Genomic DNA, 26,389 nt, shown 5'->3' with positions numbered 1-26,389 from the left:
GGTGACCCAGTCCGACGCCGCGTCAGGGCTGCGGGCCGGGTTCCGCGGCCTCACCACCCGCGGCCGGTCCTTCCTCGCCGCCGGGATCACCGCGGTGGTCTGCGCCTACCTGCTCGACCAGGACGCCCTGCTGCGGGTCGGCGTGCTGCTCGCCGCGCTCCCGCTGGTCGCCGTGGTGGTGGTCGCCAACACCCGCTACCGGGTGGCCAGCGGCCGCCGGCTCAGCCCGCGCCGGGCGATCGCGGGCCAGGAGGCCCGGGTCCACCTGCGGCTCGACAACGTCTCCCGGGTTCCCACCGGCCTGCTGCTCCTGGAGGACAAGGTCCCGTACGTGCTCGGGCCGCGCCCGCGCTTCGTACTGGACCGGGTCGAGCCGCGCGGCTACCGCGAGGTCTCCTACCGGGTCCGCTCCGACCTGCGCGGCCGCTACCCGCTCGGGCCGCTGCAGCTGCGGCTGGCCGACCCGTTCGGGATGTGCGAGGTGACCCGGGCCTTCACCGCCTCCGACGTGCTCACCGTCGTCCCCCTGGTCCAGGCCCTGCCGTACGTCCGGCTCAGCGGCGAGTGGCTCGGCCAGGGCGAGAGCCACAGCCGCACCCTGGCGCTGGCCGGCGACGACGACGTGATCCTGCGCGAGTACCGGCCCGGCGACGACCTGCGCCGGGTGCACTGGCGCTCCACCGCCAAGTACGGCGAGCTGATGGTGCGCCGGGAGGAGCAGCCGCAGCGGGCCCGGGCCACCGTCCTGCTGGACACCCGGGAGATCGGCCACCGGGGCAGCGGCCCCGCCTCCTCCTTCGAGTGGGCGGTCAGCTGCGCCGCGTCGGTCACCGCGCACCTGCTGGAGCGCGGCTACCAGACCCAGCTGCTCACCGACACCGGCCTCGCGGTGCCCGGGCCCGGCGCCGGCGGCCACAACAACGCCGCCGACACCTCCGGGCTGATCCTGGACGCCCTCGCCGTCGCCGACCTGTCCGACGGCGGCACGCTCTCCCGCGCCGAGGAGCCGCTGCGCACCGGCGGCGAGGGCCTGCTGATCGCCGTCCTCGGCGAGCTGGACGACACGCAGACCGCCCGGCTGGGCCGACTGCGCAGCCGTACCGGCGGGGCGATCGCCTTCCTGCTGGACACCGGCACCTGGGCCGGCCTGCGGATGCTCGCCCCGGACACCGGCGGCGACCAGTTCCGCGCCCGGGTCCGGAAGCTGCGCGAATCCGGCTGGACGGTCATCCCGGTGCGCGCCGGGGACTCCGTACCGGACCTGTGGCGGGCCGTCGAGGGCGCCAAGACGACCGCCCCCAACCGAGAAGAGGCCGGCGCGTGACCACCCGGGCCAAACTGACCGTCTACGCGGCGCTGGCCACCGTGCTCGCCTCGCTCTGCATGCTCCCGCTGCTGACCTCGCGCAGCTGGCTGACCCACGCCGTCCTGGTGATCGCCGTCCTCGCCGCGGTCGGCGCCGGCCTTCGGCGCTCCCCGCTCTACCGCTGGACGGTGCCGGTCGGACAGCTGCTGGTGCTGCTCCTGCTGATGGTCATCGGCTTCTCCGGCACCGCGCTGCCCGGTCCGTCCGCGCTGCGGGTCCTGGACCAGGTCTTCGCCTCCGGTCTGGACGACATACAGCAGTTCGCGATCCCGGCACCGCCCACGGCCGGCCTGCGGCTGATCCTGGTCTCCGCGGTCGGCCTGATCACCGTCGTCGTGGACACCGTCGCGGTGACCTACCGCCGCTCCGCGCTGGCCGGGCTGCCGCTGCTGGCGCTCTACTCGATCGGCAACGGCCTGGCCGGGGACCACGGCAGCTGGTTCTGGTTCGCGCTCGCCGCGGTCGGCTACCTGCTGCTGCTCTTCGCCGAGGGCCAGGACCGGGTCTCCCGCTGGGGCCGGGTCTTCCGCGGCACCGTGAGCTCCGGCAAGGTCAGCCCGGGCGGCCAGCAGGTCGGCATCCTGGCGCTGGCCGTGGCGATGCTGCTCCCCGTCGTCCTGCCGCACTGGGACCTCGGCCTGCTGCACTCCGGCTCCGGCGGCGGGAGCTCCGGCAAGGGCACCGGCGGGAGCGTGGCGACCAGCCTCGACCCGCTGGTCAGCCTGGAGGCCGCGATCACCAAGCCCACCGACGCCGAGCTGCTCACCTACACCATGGACAGCGAGCTGGCCGACCAGATCTACCTGCGGACGGGCTCGCTGGACCAGTTCGACGGCACCAGCTGGCGGCTCAGCAGCACCACGGTCAACGACCTCCCGACGTCGCTGCCGAACCCCGAGGGCCTGCGCAACGCCAACGTCCCCCGGATCGAGGGCGACTTCCAGGTCAGCGACCGGCTGGAGAACAGCTGGCTGCCGATGCCCTACCCGGCCGCCTCCGTCCAGGTGCCCAATCGCGGGGAGTGGAAGCTCGACCCGCTGACCCGCACCGTCGTGCCGAGCAACGACAAGGCGATCCGCGGCCTGCGCTACCACGTGACCTCACTGGACCTGCGGCCCACCGCGAACGAGCTGCGCCAGGCGCCCGTCGCGCCGCAGGACGTCCGGGACCGCTACACCGTCGTCCCGTCCGACCTGCCGAGCGTGGTCGCCGAACAGGCCAGGAGGGTCACCGGCGGCGCGCAGAACGACTACGACCGGGCGACGGCCCTGGTGAACTGGTTCACCGGGCCGGACTTCAAGTACGACACCTCGGTCGCCGCCGGCACCGGCAGCAACGCCATCGCGGTCTTCCTGAGCGACCGCCGGGGCTTCTGCGTGCACTTCGCCTCCACCATGGCGGCGATGGCCCGGGTGCTGAAGATCCCGGCCCGGGTCGCCGTCGGCTTCACCCCCGGCGACACCAAGGGCGGCAACGTCTACTCGGTGACCGGCCGGATGTACCACGCCTGGCCCGAGCTGTACTTCGCGGGCTACGGCTGGCTGCGCTTCGAGCCGACCCCGAGCCGGGGCGTCCCGACCCGCTACAACGAGGCGGCCGGCGCGCCGACCAGCGCGCCGACCCAGCAGGCGACCACGGCCCCGCAGACCGCGTCGGCCGCTCCGGCGCCGTCCAGCAGCTCGGACTGCACCGCCAAGCAGCGTCAGCTGGGCGACTGCGGGCCCAAGGGCAAGACCGCCGCCAAGGCCGCCGAGGAGTCCTGGCTGCTGTCCGGGCAGGTGCTGGGCACCTTCGCCGCGGTGCTGGCGGTGATCGTGCTGCTGCTCTCCCCGATGCTCTGGCGCACGGCCGTACGCCGTCGTCGGCTCGGCGGCGGCGGGCGGCGCCGGCCCGGCGGGAGCGGTCCCGCGGAGCTGACCGACGCTCAGGTGCTGGCCGCCTGGGACGAGCTGGTCGACTCCGCCTGGGACCTCGGAATTCCCCCGGACGAGTCACGCACCCCGCGGTCGGCCGCCCGACGGATCACCGAGAAGGCGGACCTGGACGCGGACGCGGCAGCCGCCGCCGGGCGGCTGGCCCTGGCCACCGAGCGGGTGCTGTACGCCCCGCCCGGACAGCTCGCCGCGGCGCCGCTGGCCGCCGACGTCCACACGGCCCGGCGCGGCCTGCGGGCGAGCGTCGGCCGGGCCGGGCGGACCAGGGCGCTGCTGCTGCCGCCGTCCTCGGCGCAGCTGTGGTGGCGGATCTCCGACACGCTGCGGGCGGCCCGGACGGCCGTCGGCACCGGGGTGGCCGGGGCGGTCGAGGCGGTCTCCGCCCCGGTCCGGCGGGTCTTCACCCGGCGGCCCGGGTCGGACACTCCCGGGTCGGACACCTCTGTGTCGGAGACCCGGGAGTCCTGAGCCGCGGGCCGGACACGACGGACGCCGGGGGCGGGCAGTCGATCGACTGCCCGCCCCCGGCGTCTTCGGTCCTGGTCGCGCCGTACGGCCGGTGGCTCAGAAGCCGCCGGTCTGCTCGTCCCTGCGGCGCTGCCAGCGCTGCTCGACCCGGTCCATCATCCCGGCCTTGCGGCGCGGGGCGGCGGCCTGGCGGGGCCCGGAGCCCTGGCTCGCGGGCCCGCGGCGCCAGCCGGTCACGGCGAACACCGCGCACCCGAGCATCACCAGGAAGCCCACGACGCTGACCCAGATCTGGTCCGGAACGACCATGCCGCCCATCAAGAGGCCGATCCCCACCACGAATCCGGCGATGGCCAGGTAGACCCGCCGACGGGTGTAGGTGCGCAGCCCGGTTCCCTCAAGCGCCGACGCGAATTTGGGATCTTCGGCATACAGCGCTCGCTCCATCTGGTCGAGCAGTCGCTGCTCGTGCTCCGAGAGCGGCACGGAGTCCTCCTACTCGTCGGTCGCGGGTGCGACCGGTCCGCCCACCCCGGTCGGGGAGGCAAGTCCAATCAGCCTTGGGGCACACGGTCGGACGCCTGTGCGGGGGGCCCGGCCCGTGTCGTCCATATGCCCCACGCATCCGGCTGTCATGCTTTCCGGCTTTACCCAGATCATACGGTCCGTGAGCCCGTTACGGAGTGGTCTGCGCCGCGTGGGACGGGCCACTTCGACCGGGCCCGGCCGCACCGGTGTCAACGCGCCACGCCTCGGACAAGTGCCCGACCCGGTGGAATCAGCCCGGACCTGGGCAGCTTCACCGCAGGCGAGCGGAAACCGGCCGGTCGGCCGGGCCGGGAACCGGCGGGCAACGGGCACGCGAACCGCCGCCGTACGGTGTGCGAACCGTACGGCGGCGGAAGGTCTCGCGGAGGTTTCACGGAGGCCCGGCGAGGGGCGGCTCAGGCCAGGGTGGCCAGCAGGTGCAGCTGGGTCGCCACAGCGTGGAAGGCGGGCTGCTCGGCGGCGGCCTCCTCCAGCTTCAGCAGCGCCTCCAGCGCGCCCGGCTCGGTGTCCACCAGCACCCCGGGGACGAGGTCGGCGAAGACCCGGACGCCGTGCACCGACTCCACCCGCAGGCCGGCGGCCTCGGCCAGGCCGGACAGCTCCTCACCGGTGAAGCGGCGCGGCATCGGGTCGTTCTCGCCCCAGCGGCCGTCGGTGGCGGAGAGCACCGTGCGGGCCTCGGTGAAGTGGCCGGCCAGTGCGCGGGCCAGCACGGCGCCGTTGCGGTTGGCGGCCAGCAGGCTGACCAGGCCGCCCTTGCGCAGGGTGCCGGCCAGGCTGCCGAGCGCCTCGGCCGGGTCGTCCACGACCTCCAGCACGCCGTGGCAGAGCACCGCGTCCACGGTGCCGGGGGCGACCAGCTCGGGCAGCGTCTGGGTGTCGCCCTGGACGGCGCGCACCAGGTCCGTCACGCCGGCCTCAGCCGCCCGGCGCTCCAGCGCGAACAGCGCGTCCGGGCTCGGGTCGACGACGGTGACCCGGTGGCCGAGCTTCGCCACCGGCACGGCGAAGTTGCCGGTGCCGCCGCCGGTGTCGACCACGTCGAGCACCGGCTGGTCCAGCTCGGCCGCCCGCTTCTCCAGGGCTGCCCGCACCACCTCCCACACCACGGCGGTACGCAGGGCACTGCGGGGACGCGTCGGGTACAAGGTGCGGCTCCTTGGCACGTGCAGTTCGATCAGGATGCCTCCACCTTACGGGTGGCCGGTCCGGCGGCGCCCGGCGGCTCGTCGCCGTCCAGCGGCAGCCGAGGCGCGGGCGGGACGGCCCGCAGGCCCAGCAGCCGCTCGACCAGGCGCAGGAACAGGGCGGAGTTGCGGATCAGGTCGTCGGCGTCGCGGGCCGAGGCGGCGCCCCGGATCCCGGCCTCGGCGGCGGCCCGGCGGCGGGCGCCGGCGCCGTAGTAGAGCGCCCACTCGGCGAGCTCCGGCGCCACCTCGGGCAGCACCTCCCAGGCGCTGCGGATGGCCTTGCGCCGGCGCGGGTTCTTCTCCGGGCGCCCGCGCACCGCCAGGACGGCCGCCACCGTGCGCAGCGCGGCCAGGTGCGCGGTGGCGTAGCGCTCCAGCGGGTCCTCCAGCGCGCGGGCGCGGGCGAGGGTGCGGTGGGCGTCGGCGAGCAGGTCGAGGGCGGCCGGCGGCGCGGCGATCCGACGCACCACGGGGTGGACGTCCCGGCCGGCGGGGCGCGCGCCCGACGGGTCCGGGCTGTACGGGAGGGCGGCGGAGTGGAGGCGGGCGGTGACGGGCTCAGGGTGGCTGATGGTCATGGTCTCCCCCGTTCCGAGGCAGCGCGCGGACCGGGTGGTCCGTGCCCTTCCATCGTGAACGGCACCACTGACAATCCGTCCGTTCCGGGACGGAGCCCCGGAAACGCAGTGCGGCGGCGGGCGCGGGCCCTCCCCCGGTCCGCGCCGCCGCCGTGTGCCGTCGCCCCGCCGTTCCCCCCACGGGCGGCGGTGGCGAACTTCCCCCGTGGCCGGTCTCCCCCCGGCCCGCTCCGCCGCCCCGTGTCGGCGGTGCGGGGACCGTGACCAGCCCCGTTCGCGGATCTCCGCCGCCGTCCCCCTGGCACTCGCGGCCGGAGGGGGACGGTCGGATCCGCCACCCGGGCGGGACGGCGCCCGACGCGCCGCTCCTCCCGGGTGTCACCACTCTCCCGTCTCCGCAGGTCGGAGGCCATCCGCTGACGTACTCAACCGCGGATCTGAGTATCCGTACTCAGTCCCCCGCGCGGAACCGGCGCGGGGCCGCGCGGCGTCCCGGCTCCCGGTACGGTACGGCGGGGCCGGACGGAACCGGCCCGGCTCACGAGAAGGGGGAGGCCATGACGATCCTGCCGCTGATCTTCACCAGCGGACTGGCCAGCGGCATCAACGCCTACGCGGTGGTGCTGCTGCTCGGCCTGCTGGGCCGGTTCGCCGACGCGCAGTCGGTGCCGCACGCGCTGGAGCGCACGGACGTGCTGATCGTGGCCGCCGTGCTGTTCGCGCTGGAAGCGGTGGCCGACAAGATCCCGTACGTGGACAGCGTCTGGGACCTCGTGCACACCGTGATCCGGCCGATCGCCGGCGCCACCGTGGGCGTGCTGATCGCGAGCAACGACCCCGGCTCGCTGAGCGAGGTCGCGGCCGGTGCGATGGGCGGGACGACGGCGCTGGTCAGCCACCTGGTGAAGGCCTCGCTGCGGATGGCCGTCAACACCTCCCCCGAGCCGGCCAGCAACATCGTGGTCAGCATGGCGGAGGACCTCTCGGTGGCCGGCCTGGTCACGCTGGCGATCTTCCACCCGTGGCTGGCCGCCTCGATCGCCGCCGTGGTCCTGGCCGTCGGGCTGCTGCTGGTCCGCCTGGTGATCACCAAGATCCGCGCCTTCCGGGCCCGCCGCCGCGAGCGCCGGGCCGCCAAGGCCGCCCTGGGCGCCCAGGGCACGTACGCCCGGCAGCCGGGGGTCTGACGCACGCCCTAGGATCGGGTGCCATGGCACGGATCGTCATCATCGGCGCAGGAATGAGCGGGCTCGCGGCGGCCTCCCGGCTGGCGACCATCGGCCACCGGGTGACGGTCTGCGAGTCGAGCGGCACGTACGGGGGCATGGTCGGCCGCTACGAGCGCGACGGCTTCGCCTTCGACACCGGGCCGGGGCTGCTCGCCCTCCCCGCGGTCTACCGCGATCTCGCGCTGAAGACCGGCAAGGAGCCGCTGGAGCAGCTGGTCGAACTGGCCCCGGTCGATCCGGAGAGCCGGCACCTGTTCCCCGACGGCACCGCCGTCACCCTGCCCAACGCCTCCCGGGGCGGGGTCGGCCAGGCCCTGGACGCGGCCTTCGGGGCCGGCTCCGGCGCCCGCTGGAGCGCGGTGATGAACGACGGCCGGACGGTCTGGGAGGCCACCCGCCGCCCGCTGCTCGAAGAGCCGCTCCCGGCCGACCGGGGCTTCCTGGGCGCCGACCCGTACCCCCTCCCGGCGCGCACCGGCCTGGCCCGGCTGCGCCGCGCCGCCCCGTGGACCCTCCACGACGTGGCGGCGCGCCGGCTGGACGGCCACCCCGGGCTGACCGCCCTGCTGTTCGAGTCCGCGGTCCGCTACGGCTTCGTCCCGGGCCTGGCCCCGGCCGGGGCCACCGTGCTGCCGTACATGGAGCAGTCCTTCGGCGTCTGGTACGTCCGGGGCGGCCTGCGCGCCCTGGCGGAGGCGGTGTACCGGCGCTGCGAGCTGCGCAAGGTCGACTTCCGCTTCGACACGCCCGTCACCCGGGTCGTCGTCGAGGACGGCCGCGCCCGGGGCGTCGAGACGGCGGACGGCCGGATCGAGGCCGACCTGGTGCTCTCGGCGATGGACGCCGACGCGCTGTTCGGCCGCGGCCTGGCCGAGTGGCCGGGGAAGCCGGCCGAGGCGTGGCGACCGTCCGGAGCCCCCGGCCGGTTCGGCGTGCTGCTCGCCCTGCGCGGCCCCCGGCCGGAGGGCACCGCGCACCGCACCGTCGTGCACGCGCCCGACCTCGCCGCCGAGGAGCGGGCACTGACCGGCCGGGCCCCGCTCTGCGAGCGCCCCACCGTGCAGGTGCTGCGCCCGGACGACCCCGCGCTGCGCCCCGACGACGCGCACGAGAGCGTGGTGCTGACCGCGACCGTCCCGGCCCAGGGCGTCGTCGACTGGACCGCCCCCGGTGTCGCCGAGCGCTACGCCGACCGGCTGCTCGCCCACGTCGACGCGGCCGGACTGGGCCTGCGCGAGCGGATGCTGTGGCGGGTGGTGCGCACTCCCGAGGACACCCGCCGGGAGACCGGCGCCCCGGGCGGCTCGGTCGCCCTGCCGGTGCTCGCCGGAGCGGACGGGGACTGGCTGAAGACGGCCAACGAGTCGCCCGTCCCCGGTCTGTACCTCATCGGCGGCACCGCCCACCCCGGCGGCGGGCTGGCCCGCGTCGGCATGTCGGCCTGCATCGCCGCCAACCTGGTGGGGCCTGCCTAGAGTCCTGCCCGGCGGCCCGCAGAGGCCGACGGCGGGCCGGGACCGGCCCGCCGTCCCACCCCGGGCGCGTCAGCCCTGGTGCCAGGTGTTCTGCTGCTGGTAGCCGTAGTTCTGGTCGTACGCCGGCTGCTGCGGGATGCCCTGGCCCTGCGGGTCGGCCTGCGGCTGCCACTGCTGCTGGTGCTGCTCCTGCTGGGCGTTCGGGTCCCAGGCCTGCTGTTGCTGCTGGTAGCCCGCGTACTGGTCCTGCTGCAGGCCCTGCTGCTGGTAGCCGCCGTACGGGTCCTGCTGCGGGCTCTGCTGCTGCGGGTAGGCGCCGTAGGACTGGTCGTAGGACTGGTCGTAGGCGAAGGCGGGCTGCTGCTGGGCCTGCCACTGCTGCTGGTCGTAGCCGCCCTGGTAGGCGGGGGCGTACGGGTCCTGGACCTGCTGCTGCGGCTGCTGCTCGTAGTACGCGGGGGCGTAGACGCCGTCCTGGGCGAGCTCCTGCATCTCGAACGCGGCGGTCTGCTCGACCTGCGGCACGTCCTCGGGCACCGGCTGGACGGCCGGGGGCTCCTCGACGGCGCTGACCTCGCCGATCCGCTCCTCGGCGACCACGGCCGCCGCCACCGCGGCCCCGCCGGTGAGGGCGCCGAGCAGCGGCACCTTGGCGAGCGGGCCCGGCAGGCTGCCGTCGGCCTTCCGCAGGGACCAGCCGTCGCGGTAGCCGCGCTTGACCGACAGCGTGACGAAGGTCTGGCCGACCGCGAACAGCGCCGCACCGGCCCCGATGACCACGACCGACCCGGCACCCATCCCGCCGGCCACGCCCAGGAAGCCGACCAGGGCCAGCACCCGCCAATGCACCGGCGCCCGGTTCTGCAGCAGCACCTCGGCGACCAGCCAGAGCGCCACCACCGCCAACGCGGCGTACAGCAGCAGGTATCCGATGCCCATCCGCCCGCTACCTCCAGTCGCGTGCCCGCACGTGTCCGCCGCGGGTGTGCGGCGACTGTACCGGTTCAACGGCCGGGGTGCCGCATCGCGTTCCCGGCGCAACGGAACCGGCCGCACACGACCGAGCCCGTCACCGTCGGGACGGTGACGGGCTCGTGAACACCCCACGTCAGCACCGCGGTCGCAAGGACCACCCGGACGACCGGACCCACCCGAACCGGGGCCGGCCGCGGGACCTCAGCGCTGGTGCAGCCCGAGGTTCTGGTAGATCTCCAGCGTCGCCGTCGAGTGGTTCAGCGTGATGAAGTGCAGACCGGGCGCGCCCTCGGCGAGGAGCCGTTCGGCCATCGCCGTGGCGTGCTCCATGCCGACGGCCCGCAGCGCCGCCGGGTCGTCGATGGCCGCCCGCAGGCGGGCCTCCAGCTCGGCCGGGAAGGCCGAGCCGCTGAGCTGCGGGAAGCGCTCCAGCTGCTTGGCGTTGGTGACCGGCATGATCTCCGGGATGATCGGCGTCTCGCAGCCCGCGGCCGTCACCCGGTCGCGCAGCCGCAGGTAGTCGTCCACCTCGAAGAACATCTGGGTGATCGCGTAGTCGGCCCCGGAGCGGATCTTCGCCACGAAGTGCCGGATGTCGTCGTCCCAGTTCGTCGAGCGCGGGTGCATGTTCGGCGAGGCCGCGACACCGACGCAGAAGTCGCCGATGCCCTTGATCAGCTCCACCAGCTCGTACGCGTAGGTGACGCCCTCCGGGTGCTTGACCCACTCGCCCATCGGGTCGCCGGGCGGGTCGCCCCGGACCGCGAGGACGTTCCGCACGCCCTGGTCCGCGTACTGGCCGATGATGTTGCGCAGCTCCGCGATCGAGTGGTCGACGGCGGTCAGGTGGGCGACCGGCGTCAGCGTGGTCTCGGTGGCGATCCGGCCGACCATGTTGACCGTGCGCTCGCGCGAGGAGCCGCCCGCGCCGTACGTCATGCAGACGAAGTTCGGGTCGAGCGGTTCGAGTCGACGGATGGCGTCCCAGAGCTTCTGCTCGCCGACCTCGGTGCGCGGCGGCATGAACTCGAAGGAGAAGGAGCGCTTGCCGGCCGCCAGGAGCTCGCGGACGGTCAGTGCGCGGTCCGTTCTCGTGGAAGCGATTCCAAGTGCCATGCTGGCAGGCTATCCGGCCTTCGAGGAGGCCGGACAACCCGGTTCCACGGATTGAGACAACTGATGGACGGCATTCCGGTTGGCCCCGGGCAACTCCGCAGCAACTCCGCGGCAACCGTGCGGCACGTGCCCGGCACCCAGGCCCCGCCGCCCCGCACCGGCTCCCGCAGGCCCCGCGCATCACCCCTGCCGAGGCCGTCCCACCACCCCCGCGGGCCCGCTCGCACGCCCGTTCCCGGCCGCCCCGCTACGCTTGCTGCACCCCAGAGAACCAGCGGAGCCCCATCGTGACCTCGTCCAGCACCCGGCCGGCCAACCCCATTGACGTGGAGGACGTCCGCACACGCGTCAACGCCGCGCTCTCCGCGTTCATGGACGGCCAGTCCGCGCTGCTCGGCAAGATCTCGGCCCAGCTGGTCCCCGCCTCGGACGCGCTGCGCGACTTCCTGCTGGACGGCGGCAAGCGGCTGCGCCCGGCCTTCTGCTACTGGGGCTGGCGCGCCGCCGGCGGCCCGGCCACGGCCCCCGGGGGCGACGCGATCGCCAACGCGGCCGCCGCCCTGGAACTGCTCCAGGCGAGTGCCCTGGTGCACGACGACCTGATGGACCGCAGCGACACCCGCCGCGGCCTGCCCTCGATCCACCGCCGCTTCGAGGCGCTGCACCGCGACAGCGGCTGGCGCGGCGACCGCGAGCAGTACGGTGCCTCGGCCGCGGTGCTGCTCGGCGACCTGCTGCTGATCTGGTGCGACGAGCTGTTCCTGCGCTCGGGCCTGGAGCCGGCCGCCGTCCTGGCCGCCAAGCCGGTGTTCGACCTGATGCGCACCGAGGTCATGCTCGGCCAGTACCTGGACGTGCTGGAGCCGGTGGCCGGCGACTCGACGGACGACGGCGCGCTGGACCGGGCCCGGACGGTGCTGCACTACAAGTCCGCGAAGTACACCATCGAGCGCCCGCTCCAGGTCGGCGCGCTGCTGGCCGGGGCCGGACCGGAGCTGGTCGAGGCCCTCGGCGCGTTCGGGCTGCCGCTGGGCGAGGCCTTCCAGCTGCGGGACGACCTGCTCGGCGTGTTCGGGGACCCCGCGGTCACCGGCAAGCCGGCCGGGGACGACCTGCGCGAGGGCAAGCGCACGCTGCTGGTCGCGCACGCGATGCGCGGCCTGCCCGCCGAGGACGCCCGGCACCTGGACGAGCGGCTCGGCGCGCCGGACCTGGCGCCCGAGGAGGTCGCCGGGCTGCGCGAGCTGGTCGCCCGCAGCGGCGCGCCCGAGCTGGTGGAGCGCCGGATCGAGGAACTGATGCGGCAGTCGCTGGCCGCGCTGGCGGCGGCGCCGCTGGTGGACGAGCGGGCCCGCGGGGTCCTGCTGGCGCTGGCCGAGGCCGCCACCGTCCGCAAGTACTGAGGGACGGCGGCGGCCCGGGGATCAGCTGGAACGCACGCGACGGGACAGCTCGGCGGCCGCCGCCCGCGGGTCCTCCGCGGCGGTGACGGCCCGGACCACGACGATCCGGCGGGCACCGGCGGCCAGCACCTCGTCCAGGTTGCCGAGGTCGATCCCGCCGATGGCGAACCACGGCCGGTCCGTGACCTGCTTCGCCGCGTACGAGACCAGGCCGAGGCCCGGCGCCGGGCGGCCCGGCTTGGTCGGGGTCGGCCAGACCGGGCCGGTGCAGAAGTAGTCCACCCCGGGCTCGGCGATCGCCGCGTCCACCTCGGACTCGGCGTGGCAGGACCGGCCGATCAGGACGTCCTCGCCGAGGATCGCCCGGGCGGCCGACACCGGCAGGTCGTCCTGGCCGAGGTGCAGCACGTCCGGCCGGGCCGCGTGCGCGACGTCGGCGCGGTCGTTGACGGCCAGCAGCTTGCCGTGCCGGCGGCAGGCGTCGGCGAAGACCTCCAGGGCCGCCAGCTCCTGCTTGGCCTCCAGGCCCTTGTCGCGCAGCTGGACGATGTCCACGCCGCCCGCCAGCGCCGCGTCGAGGAACTCGGCGAGGTCGCCCTGCTCGCGGCGCGCGTCGGTGCACAGGTAGAGGCGCGCGTCCGCCAGACGGGCGCGCAGCGTGTCCGCCGCCATCAGATCAGCATCGCCTGGGCACGGCGCTTGACCTCGGTGCCGCGGTTCTCCCGCAGTGCCTGGATCGGGCTGCCGGGCAGCGACGGGTCCTCGGTGAAGAGCCACTCCAGGATCTCCACGTCGTTGTACCCGCAGTCGCGCAGCACGGTCAGGGTGCCGGACAGGTGCTTGACCAGCCCGGTGCCGTCGATGAACGCCGCAGGGACCTGCAGCGACTTGTTCGGGCCCCGGCGGACGGCGATCAGCCCGCCGCTGCGGACCAGGTCACGCACCTCGGTGACCCGCACCCCCCACTGCTCCGAGATGTCGGGGAGGTACATCCACTCGGGGACCAGCTCTTCAATCTTGCTTTCGATCTCGCTCACGCCACCAGACTGCCACCTCCGCGGCCCGTCGCGCACCAGCCGCTACCCCGCGACCGCCGACTTCAGCGGCACCGCCGGGTCCGCCGCGCGGGCCGGATCCAGGGCCGTGCCGCGCTCGATCAGCTTCCGTCCCTGGGTGAGGTCGCGCGGCCGGTCCACGGTCAGCAGCGCGCTCGGTACCCCATCGCGCAGCCAGAGCACCGCCCACGAGGCGTCCTGCGGGCTGCCGCGCCACAGCGGCCGGTCGCCCTCGGTGTGCCGGCCCGCGTACTGCACCATCCGCCCGAACTGCTCGGACCAGAAGTACGGCACCGGATCGTACGGCGGCGCGTCCGTGCCGAGGACGGCGGCGGCCGCCGCCTCGCCGGACTGCAGCGCGTGGTCCCAGTGCTGGACGGCCAGCCGGGCGCCGGCCCGGGCCGAGGGGTAGCTGACGCAGTCGCCGGCCGCGAGGACGCCGGGCAGGTTGGTGCGCAGCCGCGCGTCCACCACGACGGCGCCGGAGCGGTCCAGCTCGATCCCGGAGCCGGCCAGCCACGCGGTCGCGGGCCGGGCGCCGATGCCGACCACCACCTCGTCGGCGGGCAGGTGCGAGCCGTCCGCCAGCAGCACCGCGCCGGGCTCGACGGCGGCCACGCCGACCCCGCAGCGCAGGTCGACGCCGGCCTCGGCGTACCAGGCGGCCATCGCCGAGCCGATCGCGGTCGGCAGCGCGCCGGGCAGCGGCGCCGGGCCCGCCTCGACCACGGTCACCTCGCAGCCGGCCTCCCGGGCGGCGGTGGACACCTCGGCGCCGATCCAGCCCGCGCCGACCAGCACCAGCCGCAGGCCGGGGCGCAGCAGCGCGCGCAGCGCCAGCGCGTCGTCCAGGGTGTGCAGCAGGTGCGCCCGCTCGGCACCGGGCAGGGCGCGCGGGACGGCGCCGGTGGCGATCACCAGTGAGCCGTACGGGAGGTCGCCGCCGTCGGTGTGCAGCACGCCCGGGGTGAGGCCGGTGGCCCGGAGGCCGGTGCGGACCTCGATGCCGAGGTGCGCGTAGTCGATGTCCAGGGTGGTGCTGTCGCTCTTGCCCAGCAGCACGTCCTTGGAGAGCGGCGGCCGGTCGTACGGCGCGTGCGGCTCCTCGCCGACCAGCGTGATCCGCCCCCGCCATCCGCCCTGCCGCAGCTTCAGGGCGCACTGCGCCCCGGCCAGCCCGGCTCCGACGACGACCACCTGATCCGTTCCGCTCAGCTCTGCCACGCCCGTCACTGTACTCAGCACCACGCGGCCGCCCGGGAGCCGTCCCACCCTTCGTACGGCCCTTCGGCCGCCCCGGGCCCCGGCGTTATGGTGGGGACACCATCACGGGAGCCCGGCGAACCGGGCTGAGAGGCGGGCTGGCACGGCCTGCGACCGTCCGAACCTGATCCGGGTCATACCGGCGAAGGGAGAAGAGCAGCTTTGACACGCATGCCATCGGGCGTCCACGCCGACGTCCTGGTGATCGGCGGGGGCATCATCGGCCTCGCCGTCGCCTGGCGGGCGTCGCGGCGCGGGCTGCGGACCGTCGTGGTCGACCCCTCCCCCGGCGGCGGGGCGGGCCTGGTCGCGGCCGGGATGCTCGCCCCGGTCACCGAGCTCCAGTACGGCGAGGAGCCGCTGCTGCGCCTCGGCATGGCCTCCAACGAGCGGTACGGGGACTTCGCCGCCGAGCTCACCGAGGCGAGTGGCGGCCAGGACACCGGCTACCGCCGGTGCGGCACGGTCGCCGTCGCGCTGGACTCCGACGACCGCGAGGAACTGCGCGAACTGCACGCCTTCCACCAGCGGCTCGGCCTGGACTCGACGTGGCTGACCGGCCGGGAGGCCCGCAAGCTGGAGCCGATGCTCGCCCCCGGGGTACGCGGCGGCCTGCACGTCGCCGACGACCACCAGGTGGACGGCCGGCGGATGCTCACCGCCCTCCTGCTGGCCGGGGAGCGGGCGGGCGTCGTCGTCCGGCGTGCCGAGGCGGTGGAGCTGCTGGTCGAGGAGGGCCGCGCGGTCGGCGCCCGGCTGAGCACCGACGAGACCGTGACCGCCGAGCAGGTCGTCCTCGCCGCGGGCCCGCACAGCCACCGGCTGGCCGGCCTGCCCGAGGGCGTGCTGCCCGCGATCCGCCCGGTGAAGGGGCAGGTGCTGCGCCTGCGCGTCCCCGCCGCCTTCCGGCCCTTCCTCTCCCGCAACGTCCGCGCCGTGGTGCGCGGCCGGCACATCTACCTGGTGCCCCGGGAGAACGGCGAGTTGGTGATCGGAGCGACCACCGAGGAGCAGGGCTACGACACCACCGTCACCGCCGGAGGGGTGTACGAACTCCTGCGCGATGCGCACGAGTTGGTCCCGGGCATCACCGAACTCCCGCTGGCGGAGACCTCGGCCGGCCTGCGCCCCGGCTCGCCCGACAACGCACCGCTGCTCGGCCCGACCGCACTGCCCGGACTGGTCGCCGCCACCGGCCACTACCGCAACGGCGTGCTGCTCACCCCGGTGACCGCCGACCTGCTCTCCGAGTACCTGGCCACCGGTGAACTCCCGGATCTGGCAAAGCCGTTCGCCCCCACCCGATTCTCCGGCCCCGACTCCGCCCGCTCCACCACGAAGGCCCTGGCATGACCGAGACCACCCCGACCGAATCCACACCGCCCGCGACCGAGAACGAGCCCGCCGCCGGCGCCGCTCCCGCGGCTCCCGCGGCTCCCGCCGAGACGGCGCCGACCGGGATCGTCCTGACCGTCAACGGCGCCCCCCGCGAGCTGCCCGCCACGACCACCCTCGCCGAGGTGGTGGCCACCGTGAGCCGGTCCAACACCGGCGTCGCCGCCGCCCTCAACGAGGCGGTGGTGCCCCGCAGTTCGTGGTCCGAGACGCCGCTGCGCGCGGGCGACCGGATCGAGATCCTCACCGCCGTACAGGGAGGTTGAGATGGCCGACGACCTGCTCACCATCGCCGGGACGACCTTCTCCTCCCGGCTGATCATGGGCACCGGCGGTGCGCCGAGCCTGGAGGTCATGGAGCGCGCACTGCTCGCCTCGGGCACCGAGCTGACCACCGTCGCGATGCGCCGGGTCGACGCCACCACCCAGGGCTCCGTCCTGGACGTGCTGACCCGCAACGGCATCCGTGTGCTGCCCAACACGGCCGGCTGCTTCACCGCCGGCGAGGCCGTGCTGACGGCCCGGCTGGCCCGCGAGGCGCTCGGCACCGACTGGGTGAAGCTGGAGGTGATCGCCGACGAGCGGACCCTCCTGCCGGACCCGATCGAGCTGCTGGACGCCGCCGAGACCCTGGTCGACGACGGCTTCACGGTACTGCCGTACACCAACGACGACCCGGTGCTGGCCCGGAAGTTGGAGGACGTGGGCTGCGCCGCGATCATGCCGTTGGGCTCGCCGATCGGTTCCGGCCTCGGCATCCGCAACCCGCACAACTTCCAGCTGATCGTGGAGGCCGCGGGTGTTCCGGTGATCCTGGACGCGGGTGCCGGCACCGCCTCCGACGTCGCGCTGGCCATGGAGTTGGGCTGCTCCGCGGTGATGCTGGCCTCGGCGGTGACCCGGGCTCAGGACCCGGTGCTGATGGCCGAGGCGATGCGGCACGCCGCCGAGGCGGGCCGGCTCGCCCACCGGGCCGGCCGCATCCCGCGCCGCTTCCACGCCGAGGCCTCCTCCGCGATGGCCGGCCGCGCCGACCTCGACACCCGGGAACGACCGGCGTTCTGAACGACCGGCGTCCGGGGCGGGCCCGGCGTGTCACAAGCCGGGCACAGCCGGGTCCTGAGGCGGTGTCCTCCGGGTCCGGCCGCCCGGCCCGGCACTAGACTCGCCGGGTGGACATGGCACTGCACGACCCCCTGATCGGCACCCTGCTCGACAACCGGTACCGGGTCGAGCAGCGGATCGCCACCGGAGGGATGTCCACCGTCTACAAGGGCACCGACACCCGGCTGGACCGGGTGGTCGCCCTCAAGGTGATGCACCCGGCGCTCGCCGGCGACGAGGGCTTCACCTCCCGCTTCATCCGCGAGGCCAAGGCGGTCGCCAAGCTCACCCACCCCAATGTGGTCAACGTCTTCGACCAGGGCGCGGACGGCGGAAACGTTTTCCTCGCCATGGAGTACGTCCCCGGCCGCACCCTGCGCGACCTGCTGCGCGACCGCGGCGCGCTGTCCGTCCGGGCCGCGCTGGACGTCCTGGAGCCGGTGCTCGCCGCCCTCGGCGCCGCCCACCGGGCCGGGCTGGTCCACCGCGACGTCAAGCCGGAGAACGTGCTGATCACCGAGGACGGCCTGGTCAAGGTCGCCGACTTCGGCCTGGTCCGGGTGCTCGGCACCGCCGACGGCGCGCCCACCTCGGCCGACACCGCCACCGGCGGCACCGTCCTGGGCACCGTCTCCTACCTGGCCCCCGAGCAGATCCTCCCGGACGCCCCCACCGACCAGCGGGTCGACGTCTACGCGGCAGGCATCCTGCTGTACGAGATGCTGACCGGCCGCCGCCCGCACACCGGCGACAACCCCGTCCAGGTCATGTACAAGCACCTGCACGAGGACGTCCCCGCCCCTTCCCTGATCGCCCCCGCGGTCGGCCCCGAGCTGGACGCCATAGTGGCCGCCGCCTGTGCCCGGGTGGCCGACGCCCGCCCGTACGACGCGGTCGAGCTGCTCGCCGCGCTCCAGCGGGCCCGCCGCACCCTCGCCCCGGCCGAGCTGGACGCCGAGCCGCCAGCCTCCACCCGGCCGAGTCCGCGCTACCCGACCAGCGAGCCGACCTCGGTGATCGAGCCGCTGCCGCAGCCCGCCGACGCCCCGCCGACGGAGCGCACCAGCGTGCTGGACGTGCCGCCGGAGCTGATGGACCAGCTGCTCACCGAGCCGCGCCCGTACGACGAGCCCGCCCCGGTGCGCGAGCGTCGGCCCGGCCTGCTGCGCCGGGTCCCCCGCAGGACGATGATCTGGGCCGCCGCGCTGACCGCGCTGGTGCTCGCGGTCGGCGGCGCCACCTACGGGCTGTCCGAGGGGCTGTACGGCGCGGTGCCCGGGGTGCTCGGCAAGGACCGGGCCGAGGCGCAGCGGATCCTGGACAAGGAGGGCCTGCACGGGAGGTTCGTCGAGGCGTTCAGCGAGTCCGTTCCGTCCGGGCAGGTGGTCTCGACCGACCCCGGGGTGGGCGCGCGCACCCGCCGCAGCGACAGCATCACCGTCACCGTCTCCAAGGGCCCCAAGCGGATCGCGGTGCCGGACGTCGTCGGCAGGAGCGCCGCCGACGCCGCGGCGGCCCTGGCCGCCGCCCAGCTGTCCAGGGGCGGCGTGACCGAGACGTACGACGACACCGTGCCAGAGGGCTCGGTGATCAGCAGCTCACCGGCGGCCGGGCAGCAGCTGCAGGAGAACGCCGCCGTCTCGCTGGTGGTCAGCAAGGGCATGGTGCCGGTCCCGAACGTCACCGGGCTGACCAAGGACGAGGCGCAGAAGGCGTTGCAGGCGGCGGGCTTCACGATGCAGACCACCGGCTGGGACGTGTTCGGCGCGGTCAAGGTCAACGGCCAGTCCCCGGCGGCCGGCGAGCGGCGGCCGCAGCACAGCGTGGTGACGGTCAGGTTCTCGCTCTTCTAGCCGCCTTCCGGCGCGTCCGCTCCCGGCGACCCGTTCCGGCCTTCGGACGGGCTCAGCGCAGCGGGCCCTCGCCGGGCTCCTCCTGGTAGGAGTAGCGCTGCTCGCGCCAGGGGTCGGCGAGGTTGTGGTAGCCGCGCTCCTCCCAGAAGCCGCGCCGGTCGGCCCGCATGTACTCCACCGCGCGGACCCACTTGGGGCCCTTCCAGGCGTACAGCTGCGGCACGACCAGCCGGACCGGGAAGCCGTGCTCGGCGGTCAGCGCCTCACCGTTGCGGTGGGTGGCGAGCAGGGTGCGCGGGTCGGCGAAGTCGGCCAGCCGCAGGTTGGCGCTGTAGCCGTACTCGGCCCAGACCATCACGTGGGTGACGCCGGGCGCCGGCGGCACCAGGTCGAGCACGGCGGCCGCCGACACGCCCGTCCACTCGTTGCCGAGCACCGAGAACTTGGTCACGCAGTGCAGGTCCGCGACGACGGTGGTGCGCGGCAGGGCGTTGAAGGCCTCGAAGTCCCAGCTGTGCTTCTCCGCCGAGGCGGTGGCGCCGAACACCTGGAGGTCCCAGGTCAGCGGCTTGAAGCGGGGCACCGGCCCGTAGTGCAGGGCGGGCCAGCCGCGCTGTACGCGCTGGCCCGGGGGGAGCCTCGGGTCAGACGGCTGCAGCGGTTCGTGTTTGGACTGACCCATGGATCCATGGTGACAGACGGCGGACGAGCCCCGGCGCGCGCCCCTTTGTGAGGATTCACGCCCCGCCCGTACGGGTCAACAGTCGGCCGCCCACCCGCCCGTTCCCCCCAAATCGGATATTCCGACACATGTCCTAGTGAGTGTGAACTTACTGGAATTCCTTCCCGTCGCGGTGCCAGGATTCCCAGCGCAGGACCCACCCCAGGACAGGACCCACCCCGGAACGAGCGCAGGAGGCACCGCCATGCAGGGCGATCCCGAGGTCATCGAGTTCCTCAACGAACAGCTCACCGCCGAGCTGACCGCGATCAACCAGTACTTCCTGCACGCCAAGATGCAGGAGAACTTCGGCTGGACGAAGCTCGCCAAGTACACCCGGCACGAGTCCTTCGACGAGATGAAGCACGCCGAGACGCTCACCGACCGGATCCTGTTCCTGGAGGGGCTGCCCAACTACCAGCGGCTGTTCCACGTCCGGATCGGCCAGACCGTCCAGGAGATGTTCGAGGCCGACCGCCAGGTCGAGGTCGAGGCGATCGACCGGCTCAAGCGCGGGATCGTGGTGATGCGGGCCAAGAACGACGTCACCTCGGCGAACATCTTCGAGGACATCCTGGCGGACGAGGAGCACCACATCGACTACCTCGACACCCAGCTGGAGCTCCTGGCGAAGCTCGGCGAGCCGCTCTACCTCGCCCAGCTGATCGAGCAGCCGGAGTCCTGAGGCCTCAGGCCACGCGCAGCGGGAGCACCGCGGCGATCGGACCGGAGGCGGGCGCCGGTGCGGCCGGCGCTGGTGCGGCGGGCGCGGGCTGCGGCTCCGGGTCGGCGAGGCCGAGCTTCGCGGCCAGCCGGGCGGTCGGGCAGGGCCGGGCGCCGTGCTCGCCGAGCAGCGCCTGGATCCGGCGCACGCAGGACCCGCAGTCGGTGCCGGCCTTGCAGCCCTTCGCTATCTGGCGGGGGGTGTTGGCACCCCCGTCGATCGCCTTCTTCACCTGGTCCTCGGTGACCGCATGGCACATGCACACGTACATCGCGGTCTCTCCCAGGGTGAAGCGCCGAGTGGATCTTGACTAAGGCTTGCCTTAGTTCACTAAGCCTCACCTTACCCGGCGATCCGGGTACGAAAAAGCCCCTCCGGGCTCGGGAACCCCGAATCCGGAGGGGCTTTCGTCACATTCGGCCCGGGGGCCGGCCGTGCGCGGGGCTCACTGCCCCCGGTACATCTCCGCCACCAGGAACGCCAGGTCCAGCGACTGGCTGCGGTTGAGCCGCGGGTCGCAGGCCGTCTCGTAGCGCTGGTGCAGGTCGTCCACCATGACCTCGTCGCCGCCGCCGACGCACTCGGTGACGTCGTCGCCGGTCAGCTCCACGTGGATGCCGCCCGGGTGGGTGCCGAGCGCGCGGTGCACCTCGAAGAAGCCCTTGACCTCGTCCAGGACGTCGTCGAAGCGACGGGTCTTGTGGCCGCTGGAGGCCTCGAAGGTGTTGCCGTGCATCGGGTCGCAGATCCAGACCGGCTTGGCGCCGGAGGCGGTGACCTTCTCGACCAGGGCGGGCAGGTGCTCACGGATCTTGCCCGCGCCCATCCGGGTGATGAAGGTCAGCCGGCCGGGCTCGCGCTCCGGGTCCAGCTTCTCGATCAGGGCGAGCGCCTCGTCCACCGAGGTGGTCGGGCCGAGCTTGACGCCGATCGGGTTGCGGATCTTCGAGGCGAACTCGATGTGCGCGTGGTCCAGCTGCCGGGTGCGCTCACCGACCCACACCATGTGGCCGGAGACGTCGTACAGCTCGCCGGTGCGCGAGTCCACGCGGGTCAGCGCGGTCTCGTAGTCGAGGACCAGCGCCTCGTGCGAGGAGAAGAACTCGACGGTCTTGAACTCCTCCGGCGCGACACCGCAGGCGTTCATGAACGCCAGGGCGTTGTCGATCTCCCGGGCGAGCTGCTCGTAGCGCTGGCCGGCCGGCGAGTTGCGGACGAAGTCCTGGTTCCAGGCGTGCACCTGGCGCAGGTCGGCGTAACCACCGGTGGTGAACGCGCGCACCAGGTTGAGCGTCGCGGCGGACGCGTTGTACATCCGCTTCAGGCGCTCCGGGTCCGGGATGCGGGACTCGGGGGTGAACTCGAAGCCGTTCACCGAGTCGCCCCGGTAGACCGGCAGGGTCACGCCGTCGCGGGTCTCGGTCGACTTGGAGCGCGGCTTGGAGTACTGGCCGGCGATCCGGCCGACCTTCACCACCGGCACCGAGGCTGCGTACGTCAGCACGGCGGCCATCTGCAGCAGGGTCTTCAGCTTGTTGCGGATGTGCTCCGCCGAGACACCGTCGAAGGCCTCGGCGCAGTCACCGCCCTGGAGGAGGAAGGCCTCCCCGCGCGCCACGGCTCCGAGCCGGGCGCGCAGCTGGTCGCACTCGCCGGCGAAGACGAGCGGCGGATAGGCGGCGAGCTCGGCAAGGGTCTTGCGCAGAGCCTCTTGGTCCGGCCATTCAGGCTGCTGCGCCGCGGGCAGGGACTGCCAGGAGTGGGCAGCCCTCGAAGTGTCAGTCGTAGCGGTCACACGGCCAAGGCTACGGGGTGGCGCGAGCGATTCGTGACCATTGCCCGAGGGGTGAGACACATCTCGGACAAAGGCGTGAGCTCGCTCACCCGTCCTGCCGAATCCGCTACGCTCGACCCATGCACGCGCCGCACAACCACTCCTGGTGGTGGACCTCCCCCAAGGGTGGCCCACCGATCGCGCGTTCCTAGACGAACACGACGGCCGCCCCTCGGGGCGGCCGTCGGCGTCTGAGCAGACGGCCCTCCGGGAGCGGAACCAGCACCGCCCTCGCCATCCACCCGGAAGGAAGCCGTACCGTGACCACCGCCACCGACCTGCTCACCCGTCTCACCGCCCCCGCCGCCCCCGCCTTCGCCGTGCTGCACCGCCGCACCCCCCGACTCGCCCCGGACACCGTCGAGGTGCTGCTGGGCACCGTCGGCAGTTACGAGCACCTCGCCGACCTCCCGGTGCCCGGCGGCGTCCCGGCCGGCGGCTCCCCGGTGCACGACCTGCTCGCGCTCGTCCCGTACCGGCAGATCCGCGAGCGCGGTTTCGACGCGCACGACGACGGCACCCCGCTGCAGGCCCTCTCGGTCACCGAGCAGCACGTTCTTCCGTTGGCCGAATTCACCTCCGCCCTACCGCAGTTGCCGGTGAATCTTGCCGGTGGCGCGTTCGACGTGGACGACGATTCGTACGCCTCGATCGTCCGCCGGGTGATCGAGGAGGAGATCGGCAACGGCGAGGGCGCCAACTTCGTGATCCGGCGCGACTTCCACGCCACCCTGGAGGACTTCGGGCCGGAGCTCGCACTGACGCTGTTCCGGCGGCTGCTGGAACAGGAGCGCGGCGCCTACTGGACCTTCCTGGTGCACACCGGTGACCGCGTCCTGGTCGGCGCCTCGCCCGAGGTGCACGTCCGGCAGAGCGGCGGCACCGTCGTGATGAATCCGATCTCCGGCACCTACCGCTATCCGGCGGGCGGTTCCGACATCGACTCGCTGCTCCAATTCCTGCACGACCCGAAGGAGTTGGAGGAGCTCACCATGGTCGTGGACGAGGAGCTCAAGATGATGTGCACGGTCGGCGACCTCGGCGGCCAGGTGCTCGGGCCACGGCTCAAGGAGATGGCCCACCTCGCCCACACCGAGTACGAGCTGCGCGGGCGCACCTCGCTGGACGTCCGCGAGGTGCTCCGCGAGACGATGTTCGCCGCCACCGTCACCGGCAGCCCGGTCGAGAACGCCACCCGGGTCATCAGGCGCTACGAGCCCTCCGGGCGCGGCTACTACTCCGGTGCGCTCGCCCTGATCGGACGTTCCGCCAGCGGCGGGCAGCTGCTGGACTCGCCGATCTGCATCCGCACCGCCGACATCGACCCGGCCACCGGCCGACTGGTCGTCCGGGTCGGCGCCACCCTGGTGCGCCACTCCGTCCCGGAGTCCGAGGTCGCCGAGACCCACGCCAAGGCCGCCGGGGTGCTCACCGCGATCGGCGCCCGGCCCGCGCCCGCCCGGCTGCCCCACCCCACCGGCCCCCGGCTCGCCGACGACCACCGGGTGCAGACCGCACTGGGCGCCCGCCGGGCCGGCCTCGCGCCGTTCTGGCTGCGGATGCAGACCCCGGCCCAGGTCACCGAGACGGAGCCGACCCTGGTCGTGGACGGCGAGGACACCTTCACCTCGATGCTCTCCCACCTGCTCGGCTCGCTCGGCCACCGGGTGACGGTCGTCCGCTACGACACGCCGGAGCTGCGCGCACTGGTCGCGGCGCACCGCGGCCCGCTGGTACTCGGCCCCGGCCCCGGCGACCCGGCCGTCGCCGACGACCCCAAGATGGCGGTGCTGCGGCCGATCGTCGCGGACGCGCTCGCCGCCGCCCGAGCCGGCTCCCGGTCGGCGCCGCTGCTCGCGGTCTGCCTCAGCCACCAGCTGCTCTCCGCCGAACTCGGACTGGCGCTGGGCCGCAAGGCCGTCCCGTACCAGGGGGCGCAGGAGAGCATCGACCTGTTCGGCACCAAGCGGACGGTCGGGTTCTACAACACGTTCACCGCGCGCTGCACCGAGGCCGACGTGGCCAGGCTCGCCGCCGAGGGCATCGACGTCGCCCGGGACGCCGCCACCGGCGACGTCCACGCCCTGCGCGGGCCCGGCTTCGCCGGCCTCCAGTTCCACCCCGAGTCGGTGCTCACCCGCGAGGGCGTGGACATCGTGGCCGGCCTGCTGCGCGAGGCCGCGGTCGCGCAGCGCTGAGGAGTCGACGGGCCCCGGGCGGACGCACCCGCCCGGGGCCGGTCAGATCTCGTCGTCCAGGCCCTGCTCGATCGCGTACCGGACCAGCTCCACCCGGTTGTGCAGCTGCAGCTTCCCGAGCGTGTTCTGCACGTGGTTCTGCACCGTGCGGTGCGACAGCACCAGCCGGTCGGCAATCTGGCGGTACGACAGGCCCTTGGCCACCAGCCGCAGCACCTCGGTCTCCCGGGTGGTCAGCCGCGGAGCGGCCGGCGCCGAGGCCGGGGCCGGCTCGGCGGCCAGCCGGCGGAACTCGCCGAGCACCAGGCCGGCCAGGCCCGGGGTGAACACCGCGTCGCCGACCGCCGTGCGGCGCACCGCCTCCAGCAGCTCGTCGCGCCCGGCCGACTTCACCAGGTACCCGGTCGCGCCGGACTTCACCGCCTCCAGCACGTCCTGGTGCTCCCCACTGGCCGACAGCACCAGCACCCGCACCGCCGGGTCCTGCGCGACGACCTGGCGGCACACCTCGGCGCCGGGCAGCCCGGGCAGGTTGAGGTCCAGCACGACGACCTGCGGCGAGCAGGCGCGGGCGCGGCGGACGGCCTCCTCGCCATCGCCGGCCGTGGCCACCACGTCCAGCCCGGCCTCGGCGAGGTCGCGCGAGACGGCGTCCCGCCACATCGGGTGGTCGTCCACCACCATCACCCGCACCGTCCGGTCGGCGGTCGGCTGATCCGTCATCAGCTGGTCGGTCATTGAGTGGCCTTCCTCGGGACGCGCAGTTCGACCTCGACGCCCTCCCCGGGCGCCGAGTACAGATCGGCCGAGCCGCCGAGGTCCAGCAGCCGGCCGCGGATGGACTGGGAGACACCGAGCCGCCCGGCCCGCTCCGCCTCGCCGAGCCGGCCGGGGGCGAAGCCGGGGCCGTCGTCGCGGATGCTGACCGTGACCGCCTCCGGCTCGTCCTCGACCAGGATCCAGGCCCGGGCCTCCTCCCCGGCGTGCCGGCGGACGTTGTCGACGGCCGCACCGACCGCGGCGGCGAGCTCGCCCGCCGCCGGGGCGGGCAGCAGCACCGGGGTGCCGGGGGCGGAGAGCGTGATCCGCTCGTCGGCGTACGGGCGCAGCAGCGCGGTGAGGTCGCGCGGCTCGGTCGCGTCGGGCTGCTGCGGCCCGCGCTGGGCCGGGATCGGTCCGCCGGTCATCAGCGTCCGCAGCGCGCGTTCCTGCTCGCCGGCCAGGCGGCCCAGCTCGGCGAAGTCCGCACCGCCGGTGCCGCCGTCCGTCCCCTCGCCCAGCTCCGCACCGCGCCGCTGGACCAGCGCCAGCACCTGCAGCACGCCGTCGTGGATGTCCCGGGAGAGCCGCTCGCGCTCCCGGGTGGCCGCCTCGACCTGGAGCGCCCGGGTGAGCGTGGCCTCGCTGGCCCGGGCCAGCTCGATCACGTAGCCGATCGCGCACCCGGCGACCATCAGCAGCACGATGTTGTGGATGTTGTCGCCGGTCGGCCCGCCGTGGCCGAGGATGTTGGCGACTCCGATCACCGAGCCCGCCGCCGCCGCCGGACGCCAGCCGCCCTTCGCGGCGCAGCCGAGCACCGTACCGGCGGCCCAGATGGTGGGCAGGGTGGGCGCGCCGTGGCTGATCCGGGCCGGGGCGTCGGTCAGGCCGCTCATCACGATGCCGGTCACGGCGAGGACGAGGTCGACGCCCAGGACGTACCAGGTGCAGCGCTGCGGGTTGGCGAAGGCCCGGGTGGTGGCGAGGGTCCAGAGGGTGAGCGCGCCGAAGAAGATCCAGCCGGCGACGGGGTGCAGGAAGTGCAGGTACGAGTTGAAGTACCGCAGCAGCGCGTAGCACAGGGCCAGCACCCGGAAGTAGGAGATGGCCCGCCACAGCGGGAGTTCGACGGACATCCCGCCGGCCGCCACCGTGCCGCCCACCTCGCCGGCTCTGCCGCCGTCCGTCATCCGCCCC

General features: G+C 74.1%; 24 protein-coding genes and 1 riboswitch. Of the genes, 11 read left to right on the top strand and 13 right to left on the bottom strand.

The annotated features are described in order from the left end of the window. Position 1 precedes the first annotated feature (1 nt). Both ABTY56_RS13920 and ABTY56_RS13915 read left to right on the top strand, forming a co-directional pair. On the top strand, positions 2–1,324 hold the full coding sequence (locus ABTY56_RS13920; RefSeq protein WP_350628981.1) for a DUF58 domain-containing protein: 1,323 nt from the start codon (positions 2–4) through the stop codon (positions 1,322–1,324). Next, a complete protein-coding gene (locus tag ABTY56_RS13915) occupies positions 1,321–3,768 on the top strand; it encodes a transglutaminase TgpA family protein (RefSeq protein WP_350628980.1) in 2,448 nt (815 codons plus the stop codon). The genes ABTY56_RS13920 and ABTY56_RS13915 overlap by 4 nt, the downstream gene beginning before the upstream one ends. A gap of 96 nt (positions 3,769–3,864) precedes the next feature. Here the strand turns inward: ABTY56_RS13915 and ABTY56_RS13910 are convergent, their stop codons facing one another. The 3 genes from ABTY56_RS13910 to ABTY56_RS13900 form a co-directional block, all read right to left on the bottom strand. Further along, on the bottom strand, positions 3,865–4,254 hold the full coding sequence (locus ABTY56_RS13910) for an SCO2097 family morphological protein (protein ID WP_350628979.1): 390 nt from the start codon (positions 4,252–4,254) through the stop codon (positions 3,865–3,867). 458 nt (positions 4,255–4,712) lie between these two features. Then, entirely contained in the window at positions 4,713–5,465 is a 753-nt protein-coding gene (locus ABTY56_RS13905; protein ID WP_350628978.1) for a methyltransferase domain-containing protein, read from the bottom strand. 29 nt (positions 5,466–5,494) lie between these two features. Beyond that, complete coding sequence (locus tag ABTY56_RS13900; protein ID WP_502893110.1) at positions 5,495–6,079, bottom strand: SAV_6107 family HEPN domain-containing protein; 585 nt, start codon at positions 6,077–6,079, stop codon at positions 5,495–5,497. A gap of 563 nt (positions 6,080–6,642) precedes the next feature. On the opposite strand from ABTY56_RS13900, the gene ABTY56_RS13895 reads away from it, so the two are divergent. Continuing rightward, the gene (locus tag ABTY56_RS13895) at positions 6,643–7,272 is read left to right on the top strand and encodes a DUF4126 domain-containing protein (protein ID WP_350628976.1); all 630 of its coding nucleotides are present in this window, start codon (positions 6,643–6,645) and stop codon (positions 7,270–7,272) included. A 23-nt stretch (positions 7,273–7,295) separates the two neighbouring features. Further along, positions 7,296–8,789, top strand: coding sequence for a phytoene desaturase family protein (locus ABTY56_RS13890; protein WP_350628975.1), 1,494 nt, complete (start codon positions 7,296–7,298; stop codon positions 8,787–8,789). Between the two features lie 69 nt (positions 8,790–8,858). Here the strand turns inward: ABTY56_RS13890 and ABTY56_RS13885 are convergent, their stop codons facing one another. Then, on the bottom strand, positions 8,859–9,728 hold the full coding sequence (locus tag ABTY56_RS13885; RefSeq protein WP_350628974.1) for a hypothetical protein: 870 nt from the start codon (positions 9,726–9,728) through the stop codon (positions 8,859–8,861). A 237-nt stretch (positions 9,729–9,965) separates the two neighbouring features. Further along, positions 9,966–10,880, bottom strand: coding sequence for a methylenetetrahydrofolate reductase [NAD(P)H] (metF, locus tag ABTY56_RS13880; RefSeq protein WP_350628973.1), 915 nt, complete (start codon positions 10,878–10,880; stop codon positions 9,966–9,968). 287 nt (positions 10,881–11,167) lie between these two features. On the opposite strand from metF, the gene ABTY56_RS13875 reads away from it, so the two are divergent. Further along, positions 11,168–12,283 carry a polyprenyl synthetase family protein gene (locus tag ABTY56_RS13875; protein ID WP_350628972.1) on the top strand — a complete coding sequence of 372 codons (1,116 nt, stop codon included), beginning with the start codon at positions 11,168–11,170 and terminating at the stop codon, positions 12,281–12,283. A 21-nt stretch (positions 12,284–12,304) separates the two neighbouring features. On the opposite strand, the gene thiE is transcribed toward ABTY56_RS13875, so the two are convergent. From thiE to ABTY56_RS13860, 3 genes are read right to left on the bottom strand one after another with little or no spacing between them, the layout of a single operon-like run. Further along, positions 12,305–12,955 carry a thiamine phosphate synthase gene (thiE, locus tag ABTY56_RS13870; RefSeq protein WP_350628971.1) on the bottom strand — a complete coding sequence of 217 codons (651 nt, stop codon included), beginning with the start codon at positions 12,953–12,955 and terminating at the stop codon, positions 12,305–12,307. Beyond that, the gene (locus tag ABTY56_RS13865; RefSeq protein ID WP_350628970.1) at positions 12,955–13,320 is read right to left on the bottom strand and encodes an Rv2175c family DNA-binding protein; all 366 of its coding nucleotides are present in this window, start codon (positions 13,318–13,320) and stop codon (positions 12,955–12,957) included. The genes thiE and ABTY56_RS13865 overlap by 1 nt, the downstream gene beginning before the upstream one ends. A gap of 42 nt (positions 13,321–13,362) precedes the next feature. Further along, entirely contained in the window at positions 13,363–14,571 is a 1,209-nt protein-coding gene (locus tag ABTY56_RS13860) for an NAD(P)/FAD-dependent oxidoreductase (protein ID WP_350628969.1), read from the bottom strand. A gap of 85 nt (positions 14,572–14,656) precedes the next feature. Beyond that, a riboswitch (TPP riboswitch) is annotated at positions 14,657–14,769 on the top strand. Between the two features lie 3 nt (positions 14,770–14,772). Between ABTY56_RS13860 and thiO the strand changes: the two genes are divergently transcribed. The 4 genes from thiO (at position 14,773) to pknB (ending at position 18,953) form a co-directional block, all read left to right on the top strand. Continuing rightward, a complete protein-coding gene (gene thiO, locus ABTY56_RS13855) occupies positions 14,773–15,954 on the top strand; it encodes a glycine oxidase ThiO (RefSeq protein ID WP_350629010.1) in 1,182 nt (393 codons plus the stop codon). After that, positions 15,951–16,262 carry a sulfur carrier protein ThiS gene (gene thiS / locus ABTY56_RS13850; RefSeq protein ID WP_350628968.1) on the top strand — a complete coding sequence of 104 codons (312 nt, stop codon included), beginning with the start codon at positions 15,951–15,953 and terminating at the stop codon, positions 16,260–16,262. The genes thiO and thiS overlap by 4 nt, the downstream gene beginning before the upstream one ends. A gap of 1 nt (position 16,263) precedes the next feature. Further along, the gene (locus ABTY56_RS13845; protein WP_350628967.1) at positions 16,264–17,061 is read left to right on the top strand and encodes a thiazole synthase; all 798 of its coding nucleotides are present in this window, start codon (positions 16,264–16,266) and stop codon (positions 17,059–17,061) included. 113 nt (positions 17,062–17,174) lie between these two features. After that, a complete protein-coding gene (pknB, locus tag ABTY56_RS13840) occupies positions 17,175–18,953 on the top strand; it encodes a Stk1 family PASTA domain-containing Ser/Thr kinase (RefSeq protein WP_350629009.1) in 1,779 nt (592 codons plus the stop codon). Between the two features lie 52 nt (positions 18,954–19,005). On the opposite strand, the gene ABTY56_RS13835 is transcribed toward pknB, so the two are convergent. Beyond that, on the bottom strand, positions 19,006–19,635 hold the full coding sequence (locus ABTY56_RS13835; RefSeq protein ID WP_350522518.1) for a sulfite oxidase-like oxidoreductase: 630 nt from the start codon (positions 19,633–19,635) through the stop codon (positions 19,006–19,008). A 244-nt stretch (positions 19,636–19,879) separates the two neighbouring features. Here ABTY56_RS13835 and bfr point away from each other — a divergent pair, with 244 nt between their 5' ends. Further along, positions 19,880–20,359, top strand: a complete 480-nt coding sequence (gene bfr, locus ABTY56_RS13830) for a bacterioferritin (RefSeq protein WP_097238253.1) — start codon at positions 19,880–19,882, stop codon at positions 20,357–20,359. Positions 20,360–20,363: 4 nt separating this feature from the next. Here bfr and ABTY56_RS13825 read toward each other — a convergent pair whose 3' ends face one another. Both ABTY56_RS13825 and ABTY56_RS13820 read right to left on the bottom strand, forming a co-directional pair. After that, entirely contained in the window at positions 20,364–20,669 is a 306-nt protein-coding gene (locus ABTY56_RS13825; RefSeq protein ID WP_350628966.1) for a (2Fe-2S)-binding protein, read from the bottom strand. A 174-nt stretch (positions 20,670–20,843) separates the two neighbouring features. Then, complete coding sequence (locus ABTY56_RS13820) at positions 20,844–22,193, bottom strand: class II 3-deoxy-7-phosphoheptulonate synthase (RefSeq protein WP_350628965.1); 1,350 nt, start codon at positions 22,191–22,193, stop codon at positions 20,844–20,846. Positions 22,194–22,492: 299 nt separating this feature from the next. Between ABTY56_RS13820 and ABTY56_RS13815 the strand changes: the two genes are divergently transcribed. Continuing rightward, positions 22,493–24,430: an anthranilate synthase family protein gene (locus ABTY56_RS13815; protein WP_350628964.1), complete on the top strand. Its 1,938-nt coding sequence runs from the start codon at positions 22,493–22,495 to the stop codon at positions 24,428–24,430. Positions 24,431–24,472: 42 nt separating this feature from the next. On the opposite strand, the gene ABTY56_RS13810 is transcribed toward ABTY56_RS13815, so the two are convergent. Next, on the bottom strand, positions 24,473–25,168 hold the full coding sequence (locus ABTY56_RS13810) for a response regulator (protein ID WP_350628963.1): 696 nt from the start codon (positions 25,166–25,168) through the stop codon (positions 24,473–24,475). Further along, positions 25,165–26,382 (bottom strand): MacS family sensor histidine kinase, encoded by a 1,218-nt coding sequence (macS, locus tag ABTY56_RS13805; RefSeq protein ID WP_350628962.1) that lies wholly within the window; start codon positions 26,380–26,382, stop codon positions 25,165–25,167. The genes ABTY56_RS13810 and macS overlap by 4 nt, the downstream gene beginning before the upstream one ends. Positions 26,383–26,389 lie beyond the last annotated feature (7 nt).

This window comes from Kitasatospora sp. NPDC097691 (assembly GCF_040302665.1).
Taxonomy (GTDB): Bacteria; Actinomycetota; Actinomycetes; order Streptomycetales; family Streptomycetaceae; genus Kitasatospora.
This window is presented reverse-complemented; position numbering and strand designations above follow the sequence as displayed.

Excerpts from the sequence above, each read along its gene's own strand:
- ABTY56_RS13895 (WP_350628976.1), top strand. The coding sequence starts at position 6,643 with ATGACGATCCTGCCGCTGATCTTCACCAGCGGACTGGCCAGCGGCATC.
- ABTY56_RS13890 (WP_350628975.1), top strand. The coding sequence starts at position 7,296 with ATGGCACGGATCGTCATCATCGGCGCAGGAATGAGCGGGCTCGCGGCG.
- ABTY56_RS13885 (WP_350628974.1), bottom strand. The coding sequence starts at position 9,728 with ATGGGCATCGGATACCTGCTGCTGTACGCCGCGTTGGCGGTGGTGGCG.
- metF (WP_350628973.1), bottom strand. The coding sequence starts at position 10,880 with ATGGCACTTGGAATCGCTTCCACGAGAACGGACCGCGCACTGACCGTC.
- thiE (WP_350628971.1), bottom strand. The coding sequence starts at position 12,955 with ATGGCGGCGGACACGCTGCGCGCCCGTCTGGCGGACGCGCGCCTCTAC.
- thiO (WP_350629010.1), top strand. The coding sequence starts at position 14,773 with ATGCCATCGGGCGTCCACGCCGACGTCCTGGTGATCGGCGGGGGCATC.
- thiS (WP_350628968.1), top strand. The coding sequence starts at position 15,951 with ATGACCGAGACCACCCCGACCGAATCCACACCGCCCGCGACCGAGAAC.
- ABTY56_RS13845 (WP_350628967.1), top strand. The coding sequence starts at position 16,264 with ATGGCCGACGACCTGCTCACCATCGCCGGGACGACCTTCTCCTCCCGG.
- pknB (WP_350629009.1), top strand. The coding sequence starts at position 17,175 with ATGGCACTGCACGACCCCCTGATCGGCACCCTGCTCGACAACCGGTAC.
- ABTY56_RS13835 (WP_350522518.1), bottom strand. The coding sequence starts at position 19,635 with ATGGGTCAGTCCAAACACGAACCGCTGCAGCCGTCTGACCCGAGGCTC.
- bfr (WP_097238253.1), top strand. The coding sequence starts at position 19,880 with ATGCAGGGCGATCCCGAGGTCATCGAGTTCCTCAACGAACAGCTCACC.
- ABTY56_RS13825 (WP_350628966.1), bottom strand. The coding sequence starts at position 20,669 with ATGTACGTGTGCATGTGCCATGCGGTCACCGAGGACCAGGTGAAGAAG.
- ABTY56_RS13810 (WP_350628963.1), bottom strand. The coding sequence starts at position 25,168 with ATGACCGACCAGCTGATGACGGATCAGCCGACCGCCGACCGGACGGTG.
- macS (WP_350628962.1), bottom strand. The coding sequence starts at position 26,382 with ATGACGGACGGCGGCAGAGCCGGCGAGGTGGGCGGCACGGTGGCGGCC.